This window comes from Pontibacter korlensis, assembly GCF_000973725.1.
Classification (GTDB): domain Bacteria; phylum Bacteroidota; class Bacteroidia; order Cytophagales; family Hymenobacteraceae; genus Pontibacter; species Pontibacter korlensis.
Window position 1 is genome coordinate 1,748,569 of sequence record NZ_CP009621.1, and the last position, 18,932, is coordinate 1,767,500.

An 18,932-nucleotide genomic window follows, 5' to 3' on the forward strand; every position below is an offset into this window, starting at 1 on the left:
GTTCTATATAAAATATTTAGTATATATTTGCGCCATGCGTATACTTCGCTCATACCTGTTAATGTTGCTGTGCCTGGTGCTGCTTGCCGGTGCTGGATGCCAGCGCAAAGGCATACCTTGCCCTAAACCTACGAGCAAACGAACTGTAAAAATACAGGGCGAAAATGCTCAGGGGCTGAGTGGTGGCATTAAGGTGCCTACTGATAAAAATGGACGGGTGAGGAAGAAACGCGGCTTTGGCCTGTTTTAGAAACCAGTTTAGATAGAATCAGTATAAAATCATGATGAAGGTGTGTGTGGCTGAACTTTGCTCCCGAACAGCTTATAAGTATGGATTGGCCCTGCTGCTGTTTTTCCTAATAGGTACTTTGCCTGGCTATGGGCAAACTAGCTTTCAGGCTTCTGCTAAGCATGAGCAGCAGCTGCGTAAGTCTTTAAGGGATGCTGAAAAGGCTAACGCGAAGTACAAAGATACCCACCTTAACACTGACACTTATACTTTTAAGAAAGGAGAAGCCGGACGTCGCCGAGTTCGGAACGAGGAGCGAGGTAAGCTTCAGTTTAACGTAAAAGGCGACCCGGTAAAAAAACTGAAACTCTTCAACAAGAAAAAGAAGTATAAAGCGCGGTCTACAAAGAAAAGATCAAACTAGAAGAAAAGGACGAATAACATGAATTGGCACCCACTAACGAGCGTTGAGCAGCTTGATGAGATAATTGAAGAGTCGAAGAACACTCCTGTGGTAATATTTAAACACAGTACCTCTTGTTCAATAAGCGCTACTGCCAAAAGCCGCTTAGAGCGCCAGTGGGACGGCGCAGGTCTGGACCACATAAAGCCTTATTACCTCGATTTACTGAGCTACCGCCCTGTTTCTAACGAGGTGGCCGAGGCACTGCAGGTAAGGCACGAGTCGCCGCAGCTGTTACTGCTGAAAGATGGCGTTTGCACTTACGATGCTTCTCACTTAGGCATTAGTGTAGATGCTCTTAAAAAGCAAGTAGCGGCGTAGCAGATTATCCTTCTGCCACGCCGTTTCCCGTTTTAGTAAGCAAAAGTTACTGTCTGCTTAATGTCTGGGTGCAGGCTAAGGGCTACCGGGCAGGTGCGGGCAGCATTTTCCAGCATCGCTTTCTCTTTATCAGCGTATACTTTACCCGCAGGCATTGTAAAGTGTAGCACTACCTCTGCAATGCGGCGTGGCTCAGCAGCCATAATTTTGGTGATCTCGATCTCCATACCCTCTATGTCGATGTTGCTGCGGTTTGCCACTATGCCCATAATGGTCATCATGCACGAGCCGAGGGCTGCACATACCAGGTCGGTAGGAGAGAAAGCCTCACCCTTGCCATTATTATCTACTGGGGCATCTGTTATAACGGTGTTACCGGAGGCAAGGTGCTGAGCAGAAGTGCGCAGGCTGCCTTTGTAAATGCTTTTTATTGTTGGCATCTGTATAAATCCTGAGTTTGAAATACGCGTAAAGTTAAGTACTTTTAAACAATCTGAAACGCACTGGTCCGTGATAAGATTTATAGCATTTATTATACTTGTGGCAGCTCTTATGGCGGCCACGCCTGCCTTCGCTCAAACGGATGAGGATGAAAGCTTCCAGAGAGAGACGAGCTACGGCATTAACTTCAACTCCAACGGGGGCTTGATCGGTGGTGCCTTTGTGCGTGCCTCGTTTTTTATGAATGAGCGCATGTACCAGTTTGGCGGCATTGAGATTGTGGAGGTGAAGCACCCTAAAGAGGAACGCTATCTCAACTACGTAGGCGAGCCCTTCGTTTACGGCAAAAAGAACTATTTCTTTGTGGTGAGGCCACATTATGGTCGTGAGCTGGTACTGTTCCGTAAGGCTGCCGAGTCTGGGGTGCAGGTAAACGCTCTTGGCGCTATTGGCCCCTCTATAGGTCTGCTGGTGCCTTACTACATCGACTACAGCTACGACGGCACTACCAACGACGTGCGCACAGTGCCTTACGACGAGAAGGTGCACGTAAATTCCGACTATATTTTGGGAAGCGACACTGTTTTCCGGGGCTTGGGTCAAACAAAGCTACGCCCGGGTGTACACGCAAAAGCCGGTCTTAGCTTTGAGTACGGCCGCTACCGCGAAAGTATAGCTGGTATAGAAGTTGGCGTGGCAGTAGAATACTTTCCAAAAGAACCTGTCATCATTCCACTGGCAGAGAATAACAATGCTTTCACTTCTGTATACCTGAACCTGTATTACGGCAGCAGAAAGTAACCCCTTCGGAACATTTTCTTCATCCCGCTGTTAAGGAGGCATACATTGCCACAGGCACATTTTTGATCTGTGGCTAAACTCTTTACTTATAACTTCCTATCTTTGCAACATGGATGAAATGATGACACTTCCGGTTATTCAGCCTAATGCTAAGCCCGAGGGGCTGAATGCGTTGGGACAGCCTCGCAAGCCAAACTGGCTGCGTGTAAAACTACCGGTTGGGAAGGAGTACGCCAAAGTAAGAAGCATTGTAGACGAATATAAACTGCACACCATCTGTGAAAGTGGCAACTGCCCTAATATGGGAGAATGCTGGGGTGCGGGTACAGCTACGTTCATGATCTTAGGTAATGTGTGTACCCGCAGCTGCTCTTTCTGCGCTGTGGCCACAGGCCGCCCAAACGAGTACGATGAAGATGAGCCACGCCGTGTGGCCGAGGCCATTAAGTTGATGGGCGTAAAGCATGCTGTAATCACCTCTGTTAACCGTGACGAGCTGAAGGATCGTGGCGCCGCCATTTGGCATGATACAGTAAAGCAGGTAAAGCTAATGTCGCCTACCACGACTATTGAAACACTAATCCCTGACGTGAAGGGTACTTGGGATGCCTTAATTACGATGATCTCTCCGGGTCAGGAAGTGGTGTCGCATAACATGGAAACGGTGAAGGAGCTTTACCGCCGCGTGCGTCCACAGGCTAAGTATGACCGCTCACTAGAGCAGATCCGTCGCACCAAAGAGTATGGGCAACGTACTAAGACCGGTATCATGTTGGGCTTAGGTGAAACTAGAGAGCAGGTTTACCAGGCAATGGATGACCTTGCAGCTAACGGTTGTGATATCCTTACACTAGGTCAGTACCTGCAGCCAACCAAGATGCACTTAGAGGTTGCAGAGTTCATACACCCTGATTTATTCGATCATTATCGCGAAGAAGGGCTGAAACGAGGACTGAAATATGTTGAGTCTGGTCCATTAGTAAGATCCTCATATCACGCAGAAAGACACGTAAACGTTTAGCGGTATAACATTTAACAAAAAAAGCCCCTGTTGCATTATTTTGCAGCAGGGGCTTTTTTTTTGTGCTATTTCCTTTAATTTTTTACGTTTGTATTTTTTAAAGAAATTGATAAAAATATTTACATATATTTGAAAAAAGAGATGTAAAATGTAATTTTAACGGCGAATTACTACTACCATAGCCTATGTAAACAACTTTACTTTAATACCCTGCCTAGCAATTTATTGCACAGTATATTCCCGACTTTCTTATTAATGAAAGAAGAAATGGTTGAAGAACCTCTATGTTTTTATAAGCAAAAAATATTATATAAATATATTCTGATTTTTTTGGCTTGTTAGTAACCATTTTGAGCTTTTGAAGTATTAGATAGAAGCATAGGTATTACCATATCTATGAATATCTACATGACATTATATACAGTTATTTTTTAGTTCTATGATCAAACATCTACTGCTGACCTTTCTACTCCTGATAGGCAGTATCACCCTTAGCTTTGCCCAGTCTGAACAGGCGGTTCTGGGGCAGGCAGAAGATTACGCCATTCTGGCGGTTACGCGCGTTACAAATCAAGGCGACACGGACGTGTACGGAGATTTGGGAGTCACATCTGGAGCCGCTATCGTTGATAGGGGTAATCTGAAGGTTGATGGAGACATAGAGTTGGGTAGCGCTGCAGCAAAGAATGCCTTTGCAGATGCCCAAGCTGTTTATAACAACTTCAGCAGTTATCCGAACCCAAATCCTTTGTTTTCGTCCACTTTAGGTAACTACCAGCGGCTTGCCCCAGGAGTACATAAAGTCAATACCAGCGCTAACTTAAGAGGTGGTCTGATACTGGACGCACAGGGTGACCCTAGTGCAAAATTTGTCATTATAATAAACGGTAATCTTACTTCTACCGCAGACAAGACTTATGTAAACCTGATCAACGGTGCACAACCTAAAAACGTCTTTTGGGTTGTAGAAGGATCTGTTGACACTGGTAAAACAAGTCTTTTCCAAGGTACTGTTTTAGCGAAAGGCAATATTAAATTCGGTGGCGGCGGAGTAGTTATTGGCCGCGCTATATCGCTTACTGGAGAGGTAGGGCTAGAGACTAACCTGGTCTTTATGCCTAACATTATTATTGCCAACCTAAGCGTGCAGAAAGAGGCTGAAGACAAAGAATACACAGTTGGCTCAGAAATTACTTACACCATCAGAGCAACCAACTTAGGGCCAGATAATGCGGCCGGAGTAGTTGTGAAAGAGAACTTTCCTGCAGGGTTGCAATATGTAAGAGTTGAGTCTGCCTCAAAAGGAGCTTATGATGCCAACACTAATCAGTGGGTAATCGGAAGCCTTGCCGTTGGAGAGGTGGAGACACTAAGAATAACTTTCAGAATTGTATCGCCGGGTAACATCATCAACAAAGTTGCTATTATAGGCGACAATCCAGATCCGTCTCCGGATGATGACGAAGATGAGCATGTTATAGAGCTGCCAGACATTGGCGTAACTAAAATCGTAAATGGTAAATCAACTTACCTGGTAGGCGATGTTGTACGCTATACTATTGTTGTAACAAACAAGGGTAATGGTGAGGAGCAGAATGTTGTTGCTAGCGATAAACTGCCAGAAGGCTTAGAATATGTAAGCCACACAGCGAGCACAGGTACTTATAACCCGGCTACAGGTCTTTTCCATATTCCGCTATTGGCTGAAAACACATCGGCAACACTTACTATTGATGCAAGGTTAATAAAAGCTGGTAATGTCAGAAATGTAGCTTCCATCATTGGTAAAGATCAGGACCCGAACAACCCAACTGACCCGAACAACCCTGGCGGAGACTATCATGACTCTGACCCAGATAATGATGAAGATGACGAGGAGGTAGTGGTAACATGTCCTGCTCCGACAGTTAGTCTTACAGCTGCACAAACTACTGTATGTGCCAGTACATCTAATCTAACTTTTACAGCCACTCCTATAATTGGTGCAGAATATACGTTTGAGTTGCCACAAGGGTGGACAGTTGTTAGCCAGGCAAACAACATTATTACTGTAAACGTGGGGCCAAATGGTGGTGCCAGTGTAGTAAGAGTGACAGTAAAAGACCAGTGCAATAACACAGCAAGCGCTGAAGCAAATGTGCAAGTAACTGGAGCACCAGTTGTACCGGAAATTAGTGGTGTTGCCTCGGTTTGCTTTAACAGCAATGGTATAACTCTAGAGGCAGCGAACGTGGCTGAAGGCCTAACTTATGAGTGGAGCGTTGGTGCAAACCTTGAAATAGTTGGTGCTAACAATGGTGCTAGTGTAGTAGTAAAAACTAAAGCAGGTAACCTGCTAGGAGGAACAGTGACACTAACCGTAACCAACAGCTGCGGTCTGACAAGCACTGGAACAAAAGTTATTACTGTCGTGCCTGCTCCTGAGGCTCCGGTGGCTATTGTTGGGCAAACAGATGTATGCGAAGGCAAACAGGTTACTTTCAGAACAGCCGCTGTGACTGGTGCAACCAGCTATACATGGACGCTGCCTGCTGGATGGGAGTTCGCCCCAGGTTCGGCTACCAACACCAACCAGGTGACAGTAGTAGCTGGAGAAAATGGCGGTACAATAGAAGTAATCGCTAGTAATGACTGTAGCAGCAGTACTGCAGCTACTCTAAATGTTACTGTTACTAATGCTCCTGAAGCACCAACTGCAGTTGCTGGTGTAACAAATCCATGCGCTGGCTCAGAGCAAACTTATACAGTTGAGGAAGTTGAAGGAGCTATTGCTTATGTATGGACAGTGCCATCTGGTTGGACTGTGATCGGCAACCGTACTGGCCGCTCAATCAGAGTGAGAGTAGGAAATAATGCAGGTGCTGTTACAGCGGCCGTTACTAATAAGTGCTACACAGGTGCTGTGGTTAGCCTTGAAGTAACTCCAAATACAATACCAGCTGTACCAGGCGAGATATCTAGTCCTGATGCAGGTGTTTGTGCCGTAAGCACAGGCAACATGTACAGCATAGCAGCTGTTCCGGGAGCAACATCTTATCTGTGGGAGGTGCCAGCCGGCTGGACAATTACTTCAGGTGAAGGTACAACTAGCATAACAGTAACTACTGCTAATACTGGTGGCACCGTTAAAGTAAGAGCTTCTAACGAATGCGGTACAAGTGCTGAAAGAACACTTACTGTAAGAATATCTACAATACCAACAGTACCTGTAGCTATCTCTGGTGAGAGCAACCTGTGCGAAGGAACTGTAGCCACTTACTCAGTAAGAGCGGTAGATGGAGCAGCATCTTATAACTGGTCTGTTCCGGCCACTGGTGGTTGGGAAATAGTAGAAGGCCAGGGCACAGCTCGTGTAAGAGTGAGGATTGGTACTACTGCAGGTAATGTAGAAGTAGCTGCAGCAAATGCCTGTGGCGAAAGCAGCAAAGCTACACTGGCTATAACTGTAAATAGCAAGCCAGCAGCTCCTGCAGCCATAACTGGTGATAATGGTGCCTGCATCGGCACACGCCTGACCTACAGCATACCGGCAGTAACCGGCGCTACAGGTTATGAGTGGGCAGTACCAGCAACCTGGAACCTGGTATCAGGACAGGGCACTAGAAGCATTGTTGTAGAAGTTGGCAGAGAAGGAGGTAACATTGCAGTAGCCGTAACAAACGAGTGCGGTACAGGTGAAGCAACTACTAAGGCTGTAGCCCCTGTATTGGCTCCTGTGGCACCAAGCATTACAGGTAACAATAATGTGTGCGAGTACAGCCAAGAGCTCACTTACACAATCTCTAACCCGGAAGAAGGAGCTACTTATATTTGGTCGCTGCCGCAGGGATGGAGCTTTGTTTCTGAAAATACCGGCACAAGCGTAGTGGTTAATGCAGGCACAGAAGGTGGAGCTATCTCTGTAGTGGCTACCAATGGTTGTGGAGAGACAGCAGGTCAGCCACTAGCGGTTGAGGTGTTTGCCCCACCAGTAGAGCCAGGACAAATCACAGATAACAGCAATGTCTGCGACGGGTTGGTATTCTCTATAGCACCGGTAGCAGGTGTTAGCAGCTACAACTGGACAGTTAGCAGCGGCTTTACCATCACGTCAGGTCAAGGCACTACAACTATCACTGTTAAGGCTGATAGAGCAGACGCAAGAGGTACAGTAACAGTAGCCGCTATAAACGGCCCATGCAGCAGCATGGAAGTATCTGCACCAATCGATGCCTCACTTGCAGATGGTAACCTGAACTTCCCGAAAGCCTTTAGCCCGAACGGTGACGGCACTAACGACACTTGGCACATTAAGAACCTGGAGAAATTCCCGAACAACGAGGTGACTATCTTTAACAGATGGGGTTCTGAGGTATACAAGGCTAAGTCTTACCAAAACAACTGGTCAGGTAAAGGATTGGAGCAAGGTACTTACTTCTACAAAGTAAGGGTGACAGTATGTGACGGCGTAGTGAAAGAGTTTACCGGATACACTACTATCTTCCGGTAGGCTGAGGCTTAAAAATTAGTAATTCCAATGAAAATGAGAATATGTTACCTGTTGCTGGCCCTGTTGCTCACTACGGCTGCAAGCGCTCAGCAGAACCCACAGTACTCGCAGTATATTTTTAACGGCATGGCCATTAACCCGGCATATACCGGTAGCAAAAACGTGCTGAATGTTAATGCCTTTCACCGCTCGCAATGGACGGGCGTGGAAGGCGCTCCAAAAACACAGTCACTGGCTGTGGATGGAGTGGTAGCAAACGACAGGCTTGGCCTGGGTGTTCACTTAACTCGTGATGAGATTGGCGCTCACATAACTACCAGCGCTTACGCTAACGTTGCCGTGAAACTGCAGGTAAGCGAGAAGGCGATCTTTAGCCTGGGCTTGGCTCCTGGTTTGGTGCAGCACACAGTAGATGGCAGCAAGTTTGGTATTATTGACGATCCGACCATCCCTACAGGTAAAGAAACTACCATCAAGCCGGATGTGAAGATTGGAGCGTACTTCCACACAGACCGTTTCTATGCTGGCTTTTCAGGCTCAGACCTGTTGCAGTTCAATGACATGGATCAGGTGGAGCCAGAGCGCCACTATTACTTTACTGCAGGATATGTGATGGACTTAAGCCCGCTTGTAAAACTGAAGCCAAGCCTATTGGTGAAGGAAGATTTTCATGCGCCAACAAGCATGGACCTTAACGCCTTTATTTTACTGGCAGACCGCCTGTGGCTAGGTAGCTCTTACCGTACCAGCATGAATGTTTTCAACGATGCGGAGATGGGTGATGTGGAAAAACGTACAGCGGTAGCCTTTATAGGTGAATTGCAAGTGCTGAAGCAGCTGCGCCTTGGCTATTCCTACGATAAAATGTTGAACGGATACAGTAACCAAAGCACACACGAGGTATCAGTTGGTTACTATTTCTTCCGTAAGAAGGAGACCAAAATGATGACGCCGCAGTACTTTTAATCCTTAAGCGCTTACAATATGAAATTGAATTATATACCCTTATACATTGTAGCTGCTGCTGTGCTAGGCTTTTCGCCTGTGGCACAAGGCCAGTCGGCACTGCGCAAGGCAGATAAGCTTTACGATAATTATGAGTTTGCGCTGGCTATTCCAGCATACAAAGAAGCTATACAAAAACGCAAGCCAGCACTGCAGACCTTAGAGCGTGTGGCAACAGCCTACCGGTTAACCCGCCAGACACCAGAGGCTGAGGTATGGTATGCAAAGGTTGTGGCTACAGATGGCCGCCCGCCAATGAATCTGTACTACTACGCTGAAGCACTGCGCAGCAATGGCAAGTATGCCGAAGCCAAAGAGCAGTATATGCAGTGGGGAGAGGAGATGCCGGAGCATGCAGAACGCGCTCAAAAGCTGATGGAGGCTATAGACCAGGCCGTGCGCTTGATGAAAAAGCCTGCAGTAGCAGAGGTAACGCCACTGACTACTCTAAATAATGGGCAAGCTGCTGACTTCAGCCCGATGCAGTACGGTAGCAACGGCATTATCTTCTCATCTGACCGTGGTGTTCCAAAAGATGGCAAGGAGGCTAAAGTGTTTGGCTGGACAGGCCGCCCTTACCTGCAGCTATTTGTAGCGCAGCAGAACGGGGAAGGCGATTATGGCAGGCCGGAGCCACTACAGGAAGTAATCAATGCAGATTACCACAATGCAACGGCCTCTGCTGCAAAGGACGGAGGTAAGTTATACTTTACCCGCACTAAAATGGTGCCGGCTCTTGATAATGCCAATGCTGACCCAACCAGTTGGGTAGAGAAGAATACCAACCAGAATCTGATTAACCGCTTAGAGATATACACTGCAGACAAGCAGGGAGGTAGCTGGAGTAATGTGCAGCCCTTCTCTTACAACAAGGTAGAGGAGTACTCAGTAGGTCATCCGGCTGTTTCGCCAGATGGTGAGGTGCTGTACTTTGCATCTGACATGCCAGGTGGCTTTGGAGATACTGATATTTACTATAGCCTGCGCCAACCTGATGGTACCTGGGGTACGCCAGTAAATGCTGGTGCTATCGTGAACACCAGTGGTCGCGAAAGCTTCCCGTATGTAGATGCCAACGGTAAACTATACTTTGCATCCGAAGGACATGTAGGCATGGGCGGTATGGATATCTTCTCGGCAGAGGGAGAGCGTGGTAACTGGCGCGATGTGAAGAACCTTGGTTACCCGATCAACACGCCGAAAAACGATTATGGCATTATGTTTACCGAGCCTGGTGTGCGTGGCCTGCTGTCGTCTAACCGCGACTCACAAAACGGCACGGAAGACATCTTTGCATTCAAGATATTGCAGAAGCCAGTGGTGCTAGCCATTACTACTCTGGGTCGTTATCAGAACGACAAGAAGAAAACGGTTCAAGATCCTCTGCCAAACACAAGAATTCTGATGAGCCAGAAGAACTCAAAAGATTCGACGGTGGTTATTACAGATGAGAAGGCACAGAGTTTTGCAGATGCCCGTGCAGGTAACGCTTATACTTTTGCTGGCTCTAAAATCGGCTTCCTTAAAATGGAATCTAGTTTAGAGGTTCCTGCTTCAGCTCCCGATACTGTACAGGTAGCGCTGATCTTCGACAAGAATGAAGTGGAAAAAGCGATCGTGTTAGATAACATCTACTATGATCTGGATAAAGCCGAAATTCGTCCGGATGCAGCTAGAGAGCTGGATAAACTCGTGACCTTGCTCAAGAATAACCCTAGTATAGAAATCGAGATGGGTTCACATACCGATAGCCGTGAAAGCCATCTGTATAACCAGAACCTGTCTGAAAGAAGGGCAAAAGCAGCCGTGGATTACCTGGTGTCTAAAGGCATCGAAAGAAGCCGCCTGACAGCCAAAGGCTACGGCAAAACAAGGTTGGTGAACAAATGTGCTGACGGAGTACAGTGTCCTGAAGAAGAGCACCAGAAGAACCGTCGTACCGAGTTCACAATCAAAAAGAATTAAGTTGATTTAATTCTCATTAGCTTTCATAGTTTGGAAAGGCTCTGCAGCATCTGTGGAGCCTTTTCTCTTTTGAAACTCTCCTACAAGTTTAGTGGCACTACGAGTTAGCCCTGTACCTGAATTTACTAAGCAAAAGCATACCATCGCTAACTTTGCTTCTCGCTTGAGTAGCAGGAGAAAAACATTACTAAAAGCTGTTTTCCATATTTATCAACAGCAAAGTGTTTAAACTTTAGGCCGCTCAACCCGTTTTCACATTGTTCATCAACTTTTACCATGATTTTAATACGCTACAGCTTTACCATTCTTGTCTTTTTACTGATGTTATTACCACAAGCTCTGCTGGCACAGGAGCTGCTAAGTGGCTATGTGTTGCGTGCTGATACAGAGCAGCCGCTGCAGGGTGTAACAATTACTGCCGGTACAGGAGAACAAGGCATCAGCAACGAAAACGGTTATTTTAGCCTGGCAGTCTCTACTTCTCCAAAGCGCATTGTTTTTAGCTACGTTGGCTATAAAACGGAAGTGCTGCTTAACCCTAGCACGGAGCAGGAGCTGAGAGTACTGCTGCAACCTGGTGCGGCAAACCTTCAGGAGGTGGTAATCACCGGTTATGAAACTAACAGGCCACTGCTGCAAACGGCGGGTGCGGTGAGTTATATAGAGCGGGAGGTAATAGAGCGGTTTGATGAAAGCTCTATTGTGCGTGCCGTAAATATGGTGCCGGGGGTACGGATGGAAGAAAGAGCACCTGCCAGCTACCGTATTTCAATTAGAGGAAGCTCATTGCGGTCTCCTTATGGCATACGAAACGTGAAGCTATACTACAATGGTATCCCGTTTACAGAGGCTAATGGAACAACGGCTTTAAACTTGATGGATCCGTCCAACATAGGAAGTATAGAAGTACTGAAGGGCCCAACTGCCAGTATCTATGGTGCTGGAACAGGGGGCACGGTTTTATTGGAGCCACGAAGAGCAGCACCTGGCGAAGAATCTCTGGAGGTTGGTGCCATTGTGGGCTCTTATGGCTTTAGGCGCTATACTGCTACAGCACGTGTAGGAGCCGAGAGGAGCAATATTCTTGTACAGTATGCCAAACAGGAGTATGATGGCCACAGGCAACAGTCTGCAGTTGACCGGGAAGTTCTGTTGCTAACTTCAGAGTTTAAGCCATCAGATAAGCGTACACTCTCTGCTAACCTAATATACTCAGACTTGTACTACGAGCTACCAGGCGGACTAACGCAGGAGCAGTATGCTGAAGACCCTAGCCAGGCACGCGGGGGTATGTTCGGGAGCGTAGCTCAGAATGCTTCAATGAACCAGAAAAGCATACATGTTGGCCTGAAGCAGGAGTATAGCTTTAACGCTAGCTTACGAAATACTACTTCACTTTATGGTTTGCACCGGTTCAGAAACCATCCCTTTAACACCGATTACGAGCGTAATACAAACCAGGAGTTTGGTGGCCGTACCAGTTTTGCCTATGATACACAGCTTGGAGGTATAGGCGCCACCTTTACAGCAGGAGGGGAGTTTCAGCGCGGGTTTGAGGCTGCTCGCACCTACGACAATAATGGCGGCAACGTAGGAGACCTACGTACTGATGATGAGGTAGTGGCGAAATCAGGCTTTGCATTTGCGCAGGCAGAATTTGAGCTGCCTGCTAACTTTATCGCCACTGCCGCCCTTAGCCTGAACGATACCAAGTATGAAATCACGCGCCTGCACCAGGTTAACAGCGGTAACTATACTTATAACCGCAATCTTGAGGCTGTGCTGTCGCCAAGAATCTCTCTGCTGAAGCAGCTGACTGATCAGGTGTCAGTACATGCCAACATAAGCTCAGGCTTCTCTCCTCCAACTGAGGAGGAAATCCTGACGTCAGACGGACAATTGAATGAGGAACTGGAAGCGGAAAAAGGCACGAACTATGAAACAGGCATCAGAGGCTTCGCATTGAAAGGAAAACTTAACTTCGATGTGGTGGGCTACTATTTCAGGCTTAAAGAAACTATTGTTAGCAGGCAGGATGTGTCTAGTGTGGCCATTTTTCGTAACGTGGGCAACACAGACCAGAAAGGTGTGGAGGCAAGTCTCTGCTATACTTTGCTAGACGAACCAACACAGCAGCTGAGCCAGTTAAAAGTATGGGGAAGCTACACCTATAGCCATTTTCGTTTCGATGAGTATCAGCAGGATGAAGATGATTACTCGGGCAACAAGCTTACCGGAGTGGCACCCCATGCAGCAACTGCAGGTTTAGACTTCAATACCCGCTTCGGTTTATACTTTAACCTGACTGCCAACTACTCTGATGAGATTCCAATGAACGATGAGAATACCGTTTATGCTGACAGCTATGTAGTGGCTGGAGCCAGGCTAGGCCTAAAACGTCAGTTGGGTCAGCACTTTGGGCTGGAGCTCTTTACAGGAGTTGACAACGTGACAGACGAGAAGTACAGCTTAGGTAATGATCTAAACGCTTTTGGCGGGCGCTTCTTTCAGCCAGCGCCGGGCCGCAACTACTATGGTGGCGTGCGTTTAAAGTATACTCTATAGAAGCTTAGCGACGTCTGCCCGTGATGGGTGGAAACTCAGACATAATGTTAGCTACGGCTACATTTATTCGCTCTACATCCTGTGAACTTGGGTTCAGGCCTGCTTCTGCATGTCCTCTCCAAAGTAATTGATTTGTATCAGGGTCAATTATGTCGATAACCAAGGTGCCGGTAGGAAAGCTCTGGATAGGAGTGTAGTTAGGCAAATTATCAGTAGTGTATCGGAAGCGATAACCAAACCAATAACTGTAGCCATAGCCAAACCCCTCAGGAAAACTATAGTCGGTGGTGTTAATCTGGCTGGTATCTATGGCCAGGTCGTAGGCAATAAGAAGGTCAGGGTTTTCTGCCTCAGGGCGTAAGCCGTCTTTTACCAGCTCACTGGCAATTGCTTCTTTAATTTTCTGATCGAGCAGTAGGTTGAATTGAGGTCCTGATCCGCCTGCAATTGGCTTAGGAACTTCTGCCCTGTACCAGTTAAACGTCCGGAACTGCGTGAAATTAACAGTCGGGTCGTAGGAGAACTGTCTGTTTTGTTGCGGAATTCGGGAGCAACTAGCAAGGGTTAACAGTACCAGAAGCAAAATATAAAGGCGGTCTGCTTTCATTTTAGGGGATTTTAACTGTGAGATGCATGTAGAACAAATATTGATATGTGGCTTTAAACTATACGTGTTGTGCTTTTAAAGTCCATTGGTACAAATATATGTATAATCTATTATATTAATGTAGTTAAATTACGATGAATTGACTCTGGCTAATGTATAGGTAGACGAGCTGTGAAGGTATTTCTTATGCAACAAGAGGAACAACAGGCACGGGAGGTGGCGACAGGACGTCATGCAGTAGTTGGGGTAACAAAAAAGCCTGACCAAACAGGCCAGGCTTTTTTGTATAAATCTTGAGTATGGCTAGCCTATAGCTACCATCTCGTTTTCGTTCTCGTTATATGCCTCAATTGGAGCGCACGAGCAAACAAGGTTACGGTCACCGTAAGCACTGTCGATGCGGCTTACAGTTGGCCATACTTTATTGTCGCGCAGGTATTCCATTGGGAACACAGCTTTCTCACGAGTGTAAGGACGGTCCCAGTTCTCTGTCATCACCACTTTAGCAGTGTGAGGGGCATTCTTCAGCACGTTGTTTTTCTGATCAGCCCTACCTTGCTCAATCTCACGGATTTCTTCACGGATTGAGATCATCACATCGCAGAATCTGTCCAGTTCTTCCTGTGCTTCAGACTCGGTTGGCTCAATCATCAAGGTACCAGCAACTGGGAAAGATACTGTTGGAGCGTGGAAACCATAGTCCATCAAACGTTTCGCAATATCCTCAACCTCTACGCCTGCTTTTTTAAACTCACGGCAGTCCAGAATCATCTCGTGTGCACAACGGCCATTCTTACCTACATATAGCACAGGGTAATGCTTCTCCAGGCGAGCTTTAATGTAGTTCGCGTTCAGGATAGCCACTTTAGTAGCCTCTGTTAAGCCTTCGCCTCCCATCATTGCGATGTAAGCATAAGAAATAGGAAGAATAGAGGCAGAACCCCAAGGAGCTGCAGAAACAGCGTTGATAGCTTTAGGCCGCTCCAGGTCAACCACAGCGTGGCCAGGCAGAAACGGAGCCAAGTCTTTCACCACACCAATTGGACCCATGCCAGGACCACCACCACCGTGAGGTATGCAGAAGGTCTTGTGCAGGTTCAGGTGGCAAACGTCAGCGCCAATGTTGGCAGGAGAAGTCAAACCTACCTGGGCATTCATATTAGCGCCGTCCATATATACACGGCCACCGTTCTCGTGGATAATCTGGCAGATCTCGATGATGCTCTCCTCATATACACCGTGTGTAGATGGGTAAGTTACCATCAGGCAAGACAGCTCATTTTTATACTGCTCAGCCTTGGCACGCAGATCAGCTACATCAATGTTACCTTTCTCATCGCACTTCACAATTACCACTTTCATGCCGGCCATTACTGCAGAGGCAGGATTAGTGCCGTGTGCAGAAGATGGGATCAAGGAAACATTGCGATGATGATTTCCGCGAGACTCGTGGTAAGCACGAATCACCATCAAACCAGCATACTCGCCCTGTGCACCTGAGTTCGGCTGCAGCGATACTGCATCAAAACCAGTTACTTCGCACAACCAAGCCTCCAGGTCAGAAAAAATCTGCTTGTAACCCTGTGTCTGGTCGGCAGGAGCAAACGGGTGCAGCTGTCCAATCTCTGGCCAGGTTACCGGGATCATCTCTGCGGTAGCGTTCAGCTTCATGGTACAAGAACCCAATGGAATCATAGAGTGTACCAGAGAAATATCCTTGTTCTCCAGGCGCTTCATGTAGCGCAGGATCTCGTGCTCAGAGTGGTGCTCGTTGAAAACAGGGTGAGTCAGGTATTCGCTCTTACGAATTAGGCTGTCTCCCCAGGTAACATCGGTTTCCTCTGGCAGTGCATCGATGCCTAAAACATCAGCAGATTTACCAGCTACTTTTGCAAACACGGCAAGTATAGCTTTTACGTCCTGCAGGTCTGTGTTCTGGTGAAGCGAGATGCCAATGTTTGTATTGTTAAAATAGCGGAAGTTAATGCCTGCTGCTTCGGCTTCTGTACGGATAGCCTGCTGCGTGTCGGCACTTTCTACGGCAATTTTCAGTGTATCGAAATACTGCTCGTTCTGCTGCTCAAAGCCAAGAGTCTTCAAGCCTTTCTCTAATTGCTGTGTCAGGGCGTACGTGTTAAGGCCGATATACTTCAGGCGACGTGGGCCGTGGTATACGGCATACATACCTGCAATTACCGCCAACAGTACCTGGGCTGTACAGATGTTAGAGGTAGCCTTCTCACGTCGAATGTGTTGTTCGCGTGTCTGAAGGGCCATACGGTAAGCTGTGTTACCTCCCGTATCTACCGAAATACCAATAATACGGCCTGGAATAACTCGCTTGAAAGCCTCTTTTGTAGCAAAGTAGCCTGCGTGCGGACCGCCGAAGCCCATTGGTACGCCGAAACGCTGCGTATTACCTACTACTGCATCAGCTCCCATCTCACCCGGAGGTGTTAATAGTGTCAGGGAAAGTATGTCGGCGGCTACAGCTACCAGGATGTCTTGGGAGTGCGCTTTCGTGATGAAGTCAGTATAATCGAAAATGGCACCGTCGGCAGCTGGATACTGCACAATAGCGCCAAATAGCGTCTTGTCTTCCAGGCTTGCCTCACGGTGGTCGCCAATTACCAGCTCTATACCAAGTGGCGTAGCACGAGAAAGTAGTACATCAATTGTCTGCGGCAGTACCTGCTCCGATACAAAGAAACGGGTAGCGTTTTTGCGGGAGCCTTTGCGCTGTGCAAAGAACATACCCATAGCCTCAGCGGCGGCAGTACCTTCGTCCAGCAAAGAGGCGTTGGCAATCTCCATACCTGTCAGGTCCATTACCATCGTCTGATAATTGATCAGCGCCTCAAGACGGCCCTGTGCAATCTCAGCCTGGTAAGGTGTGTAGGCAGTATACCAGCCTGGGTTCTCCATAATATTACGGAGTATAACCGGCGGCATAATGGTATCGTTGTAGCCTAACCCGATGTAAGACTTAAATACTTTGTTCTGCTTCGCGATCTGCGAGAACTTGTTCAGGAATTCTTTCTCAGAAAGGGCAGCAGGCAAATTAAGCGGCTTTTTCAGTCGTATGGCGGCTGGTACAGTCTCCCCAATCAGTTGGTCCAATGTTTCTACGCCAATAGTGCGTAGCATGTCCTGCATCTGCTCTTTGTCTGGGCCGTTGTGGCGCTCCTTAAACACATCCGCAGGTTTGGTTTTAAAAATCATAACGGTGATATATTAATCTGGGATTTTTGGGTTTTCAACTCCTTCGGAAACAGGCCCTACGCTAGTTCCCACTTGTTTTACAAAAGTAGTAATAGTTTATTATATTGAAGCATCAAAGCAAAATAGTTCGGAACAGCACTGCCTGCCGTTTAGCAGGTAAGCTTTCTGTCTGAAGTATAGGCTCTACTAGGCAGCTTGCTTACTGAGTTTAACATAAAATCTTCCTTAACAATTCAAGATTGAATCCTCATGAGTAAACTGAAGATTGGTATCATCAAAGAAGGTAAAACTCCGGTGGATAAACGCGTGCCGCTTACGCCTAAAAAGTGTGTAGAGGCACTACAGGAGTTTCCGAGGATGGATATTGCGGTACAGCCAAGCGATGTCCGGTGTTTTACCGACGAAGAGTACACGGAGCTAGGTATTGCGCTGCAGCAGGACCTAAGCGACTGCGATGTGCTAATGGGGGTGAAAGAGGTACCGGTAGAGCAGCTGATTCCGAACAAGACCTACTTTTTCTTTTCACATACTATAAAGAAACAGCCCCATAACGCGAAACTCTTGCGAGCTATACTTGATAAGCGCATTACGCTGGTAGATTATGAGCTGCTGAAAACACCGGAAGGGCAGCGGGTAGTAGCTTTTGGTCGATATGCCGGAATAGTGGGAGCCTATAATGGTATATTAACTTATGGTAAGAAGCATAAGCTATTTGATCTGAAGCCTGCCTACTTATGTCATGAGATGGAGGATATGCAGGAGGAGTATTTTAAAGTGAAGCTGCCGCCAATAAAGATAGCTGTGACTGGAGGTGGACGCGTGGCAGGTGGTGCCATGGAGGTGTTGGATAAAATGGGTATAAAGAAGGTGAGTGTGTTCGACTACCTATATAAGCAGTTCCCGGAGCCAGTCTATGCGCAGCTACATTCCAGCGATTATAATACAAGGCCTGATGTAGAAGTATGGGACTCGCCGGACTTCTATGCAAACCCACACTTATATAAGAGTACCTTCCACAAGTTCACGCGGGTGACGGATCTATTAATGGCCTGTGCCTACTGGGACCCTCGTGCGCCGAAGCTGTTCACTGAGGAGGAAACACGCCAACCTGACTTTATAATAGACACCATTGCAGACATAACCTGTGACGTAGATGGTTCTATTCCTACTACCAAGCATTCCACTACTATAGTAGAGCCTGCTTATGACTACAACCCACAGACAAGAGAGCTGGAGCCAGCTTATTCTCGCCCTGAAAACATAACAGTAATGGCAGTGGACAACCTGCCATGCGAACTTCCCAGGAATGCCTCCCGTGATTTCGGACGACACCTTATAGATAATGTGTTCCCCCAGTTCTTTAATGGGGATGAGGGAGGAATGCTGGAGAGAGGAACGATTGTGAAAGACGGTAAGCTGACAGAGCGCTACACATATCTGCAGGAATATGCAGACAGTGCTGTTAATAATAAGGAGAAACAGGAGCTTGTATAAGGTTGCTACCATAAGTATATAAGCGAAAAGCAGCCCCTGCCCCGGCGGGAGCTGCTTTTTTTCCGGGTTTTCGGGAACAAACAGGTGTGCTGGGGCTGTTCTTCCCCAGCGCCCGGAAAGATTTTCCCTCTCACTTTCAGGCGCTTCCGCTGCCGGAGTGTCTTTTTCTTGCGGCAGGGCTTGCGGGGCAGGGGAATCTTCGTACTTTTGCATCCCGTTCCGGCAGGGGGCGGTTCAGCGGAAAGGGCTGAGAAAAAAAAGTTTTCGCCAGGTGCTTGCAAGGAAGGAAAAGCTTCTTACCTTTGCACC

The 18,932-nt window shown here is 47.3% G+C and carries 13 protein-coding genes; 10 read left to right on the forward strand and 3 right to left on the reverse strand.

The window, feature by feature from the left end:
* Positions 1-34 precede the first annotated feature (34 nt).
* The 3 genes from PKOR_RS07465 to ytxJ are packed head-to-tail and all read left to right on the forward strand — an operon-like array spanning position 35 to position 1,013.
* The gene (locus PKOR_RS07465; protein WP_046310010.1) at positions 35-250 is read left to right on the forward strand and encodes a hypothetical protein; all 216 of its coding nucleotides are present in this window, start codon (positions 35-37) and stop codon (positions 248-250) included.
* 31 nt (positions 251-281) lie between these two features.
* The gene (locus tag PKOR_RS07470; RefSeq protein ID WP_046310011.1) at positions 282-653 is read left to right on the forward strand and encodes a hypothetical protein; all 372 of its coding nucleotides are present in this window, start codon (positions 282-284) and stop codon (positions 651-653) included.
* Between the two features lie 18 nt (positions 654-671).
* A complete protein-coding gene (gene ytxJ, locus PKOR_RS07475) occupies positions 672-1,013 on the forward strand; it encodes a bacillithiol system redox-active protein YtxJ (protein ID WP_046310012.1) in 342 nt (113 codons plus the stop codon).
* A gap of 32 nt (positions 1,014-1,045) precedes the next feature.
* On the opposite strand, the gene PKOR_RS07480 is transcribed toward ytxJ, so the two are convergent.
* Positions 1,046-1,453 carry an OsmC family protein gene (locus tag PKOR_RS07480; RefSeq protein WP_046310013.1) on the reverse strand — a complete coding sequence of 136 codons (408 nt, stop codon included), beginning with the start codon at positions 1,451-1,453 and terminating at the stop codon, positions 1,046-1,048.
* Between the two features lie 70 nt (positions 1,454-1,523).
* Between PKOR_RS07480 and PKOR_RS07485 the strand changes: the two genes are divergently transcribed.
* The 6 genes from PKOR_RS07485 (at position 1,524) to PKOR_RS07510 (ending at position 13,300) form a co-directional block, all read left to right on the forward strand.
* On the forward strand, positions 1,524-2,255 hold the full coding sequence (locus tag PKOR_RS07485; protein WP_235337316.1) for a hypothetical protein: 732 nt from the start codon (positions 1,524-1,526) through the stop codon (positions 2,253-2,255).
* Between the two features lie 118 nt (positions 2,256-2,373).
* Positions 2,374-3,276, forward strand: a complete 903-nt coding sequence (lipA, locus tag PKOR_RS07490; protein WP_046314218.1) for a lipoyl synthase — start codon at positions 2,374-2,376, stop codon at positions 3,274-3,276.
* 439 nt (positions 3,277-3,715) lie between these two features.
* Positions 3,716-7,765, forward strand: a complete 4,050-nt coding sequence (locus PKOR_RS07495; RefSeq protein ID WP_046310014.1) for a T9SS C-terminal target domain-containing protein — start codon at positions 3,716-3,718, stop codon at positions 7,763-7,765.
* A gap of 27 nt (positions 7,766-7,792) precedes the next feature.
* Positions 7,793-8,731 carry a PorP/SprF family type IX secretion system membrane protein gene (locus tag PKOR_RS07500; RefSeq protein WP_046310015.1) on the forward strand — a complete coding sequence of 313 codons (939 nt, stop codon included), beginning with the start codon at positions 7,793-7,795 and terminating at the stop codon, positions 8,729-8,731.
* Positions 8,732-8,749: 18 nt separating this feature from the next.
* On the forward strand, positions 8,750-10,735 hold the full coding sequence (locus tag PKOR_RS07505; protein ID WP_046310016.1) for an OmpA family protein: 1,986 nt from the start codon (positions 8,750-8,752) through the stop codon (positions 10,733-10,735).
* Between the two features lie 276 nt (positions 10,736-11,011).
* Entirely contained in the window at positions 11,012-13,300 is a 2,289-nt protein-coding gene (locus tag PKOR_RS07510) for a TonB-dependent receptor (protein WP_235337318.1), read from the forward strand.
* A 4-nt stretch (positions 13,301-13,304) separates the two neighbouring features.
* Here PKOR_RS07510 and PKOR_RS07515 read toward each other — a convergent pair whose 3' ends face one another.
* Together PKOR_RS07515 and gcvP are read right to left on the reverse strand one after the other, a co-directional pair.
* Positions 13,305-13,907: a DUF4136 domain-containing protein gene (locus PKOR_RS07515; protein WP_046310017.1), complete on the reverse strand. Its 603-nt coding sequence runs from the start codon at positions 13,905-13,907 to the stop codon at positions 13,305-13,307.
* Between the two features lie 303 nt (positions 13,908-14,210).
* On the reverse strand, positions 14,211-17,129 hold the full coding sequence (gene gcvP, locus PKOR_RS07520) for an aminomethyl-transferring glycine dehydrogenase (protein WP_046310018.1): 2,919 nt from the start codon (positions 17,127-17,129) through the stop codon (positions 14,211-14,213).
* Positions 17,130-17,378: 249 nt separating this feature from the next.
* Between gcvP and PKOR_RS07525 the strand changes: the two genes are divergently transcribed.
* On the forward strand, positions 17,379-18,623 hold the full coding sequence (locus PKOR_RS07525; RefSeq protein WP_046310019.1) for an NAD(P)-dependent oxidoreductase: 1,245 nt from the start codon (positions 17,379-17,381) through the stop codon (positions 18,621-18,623).
* Positions 18,624-18,932 lie beyond the last annotated feature (309 nt).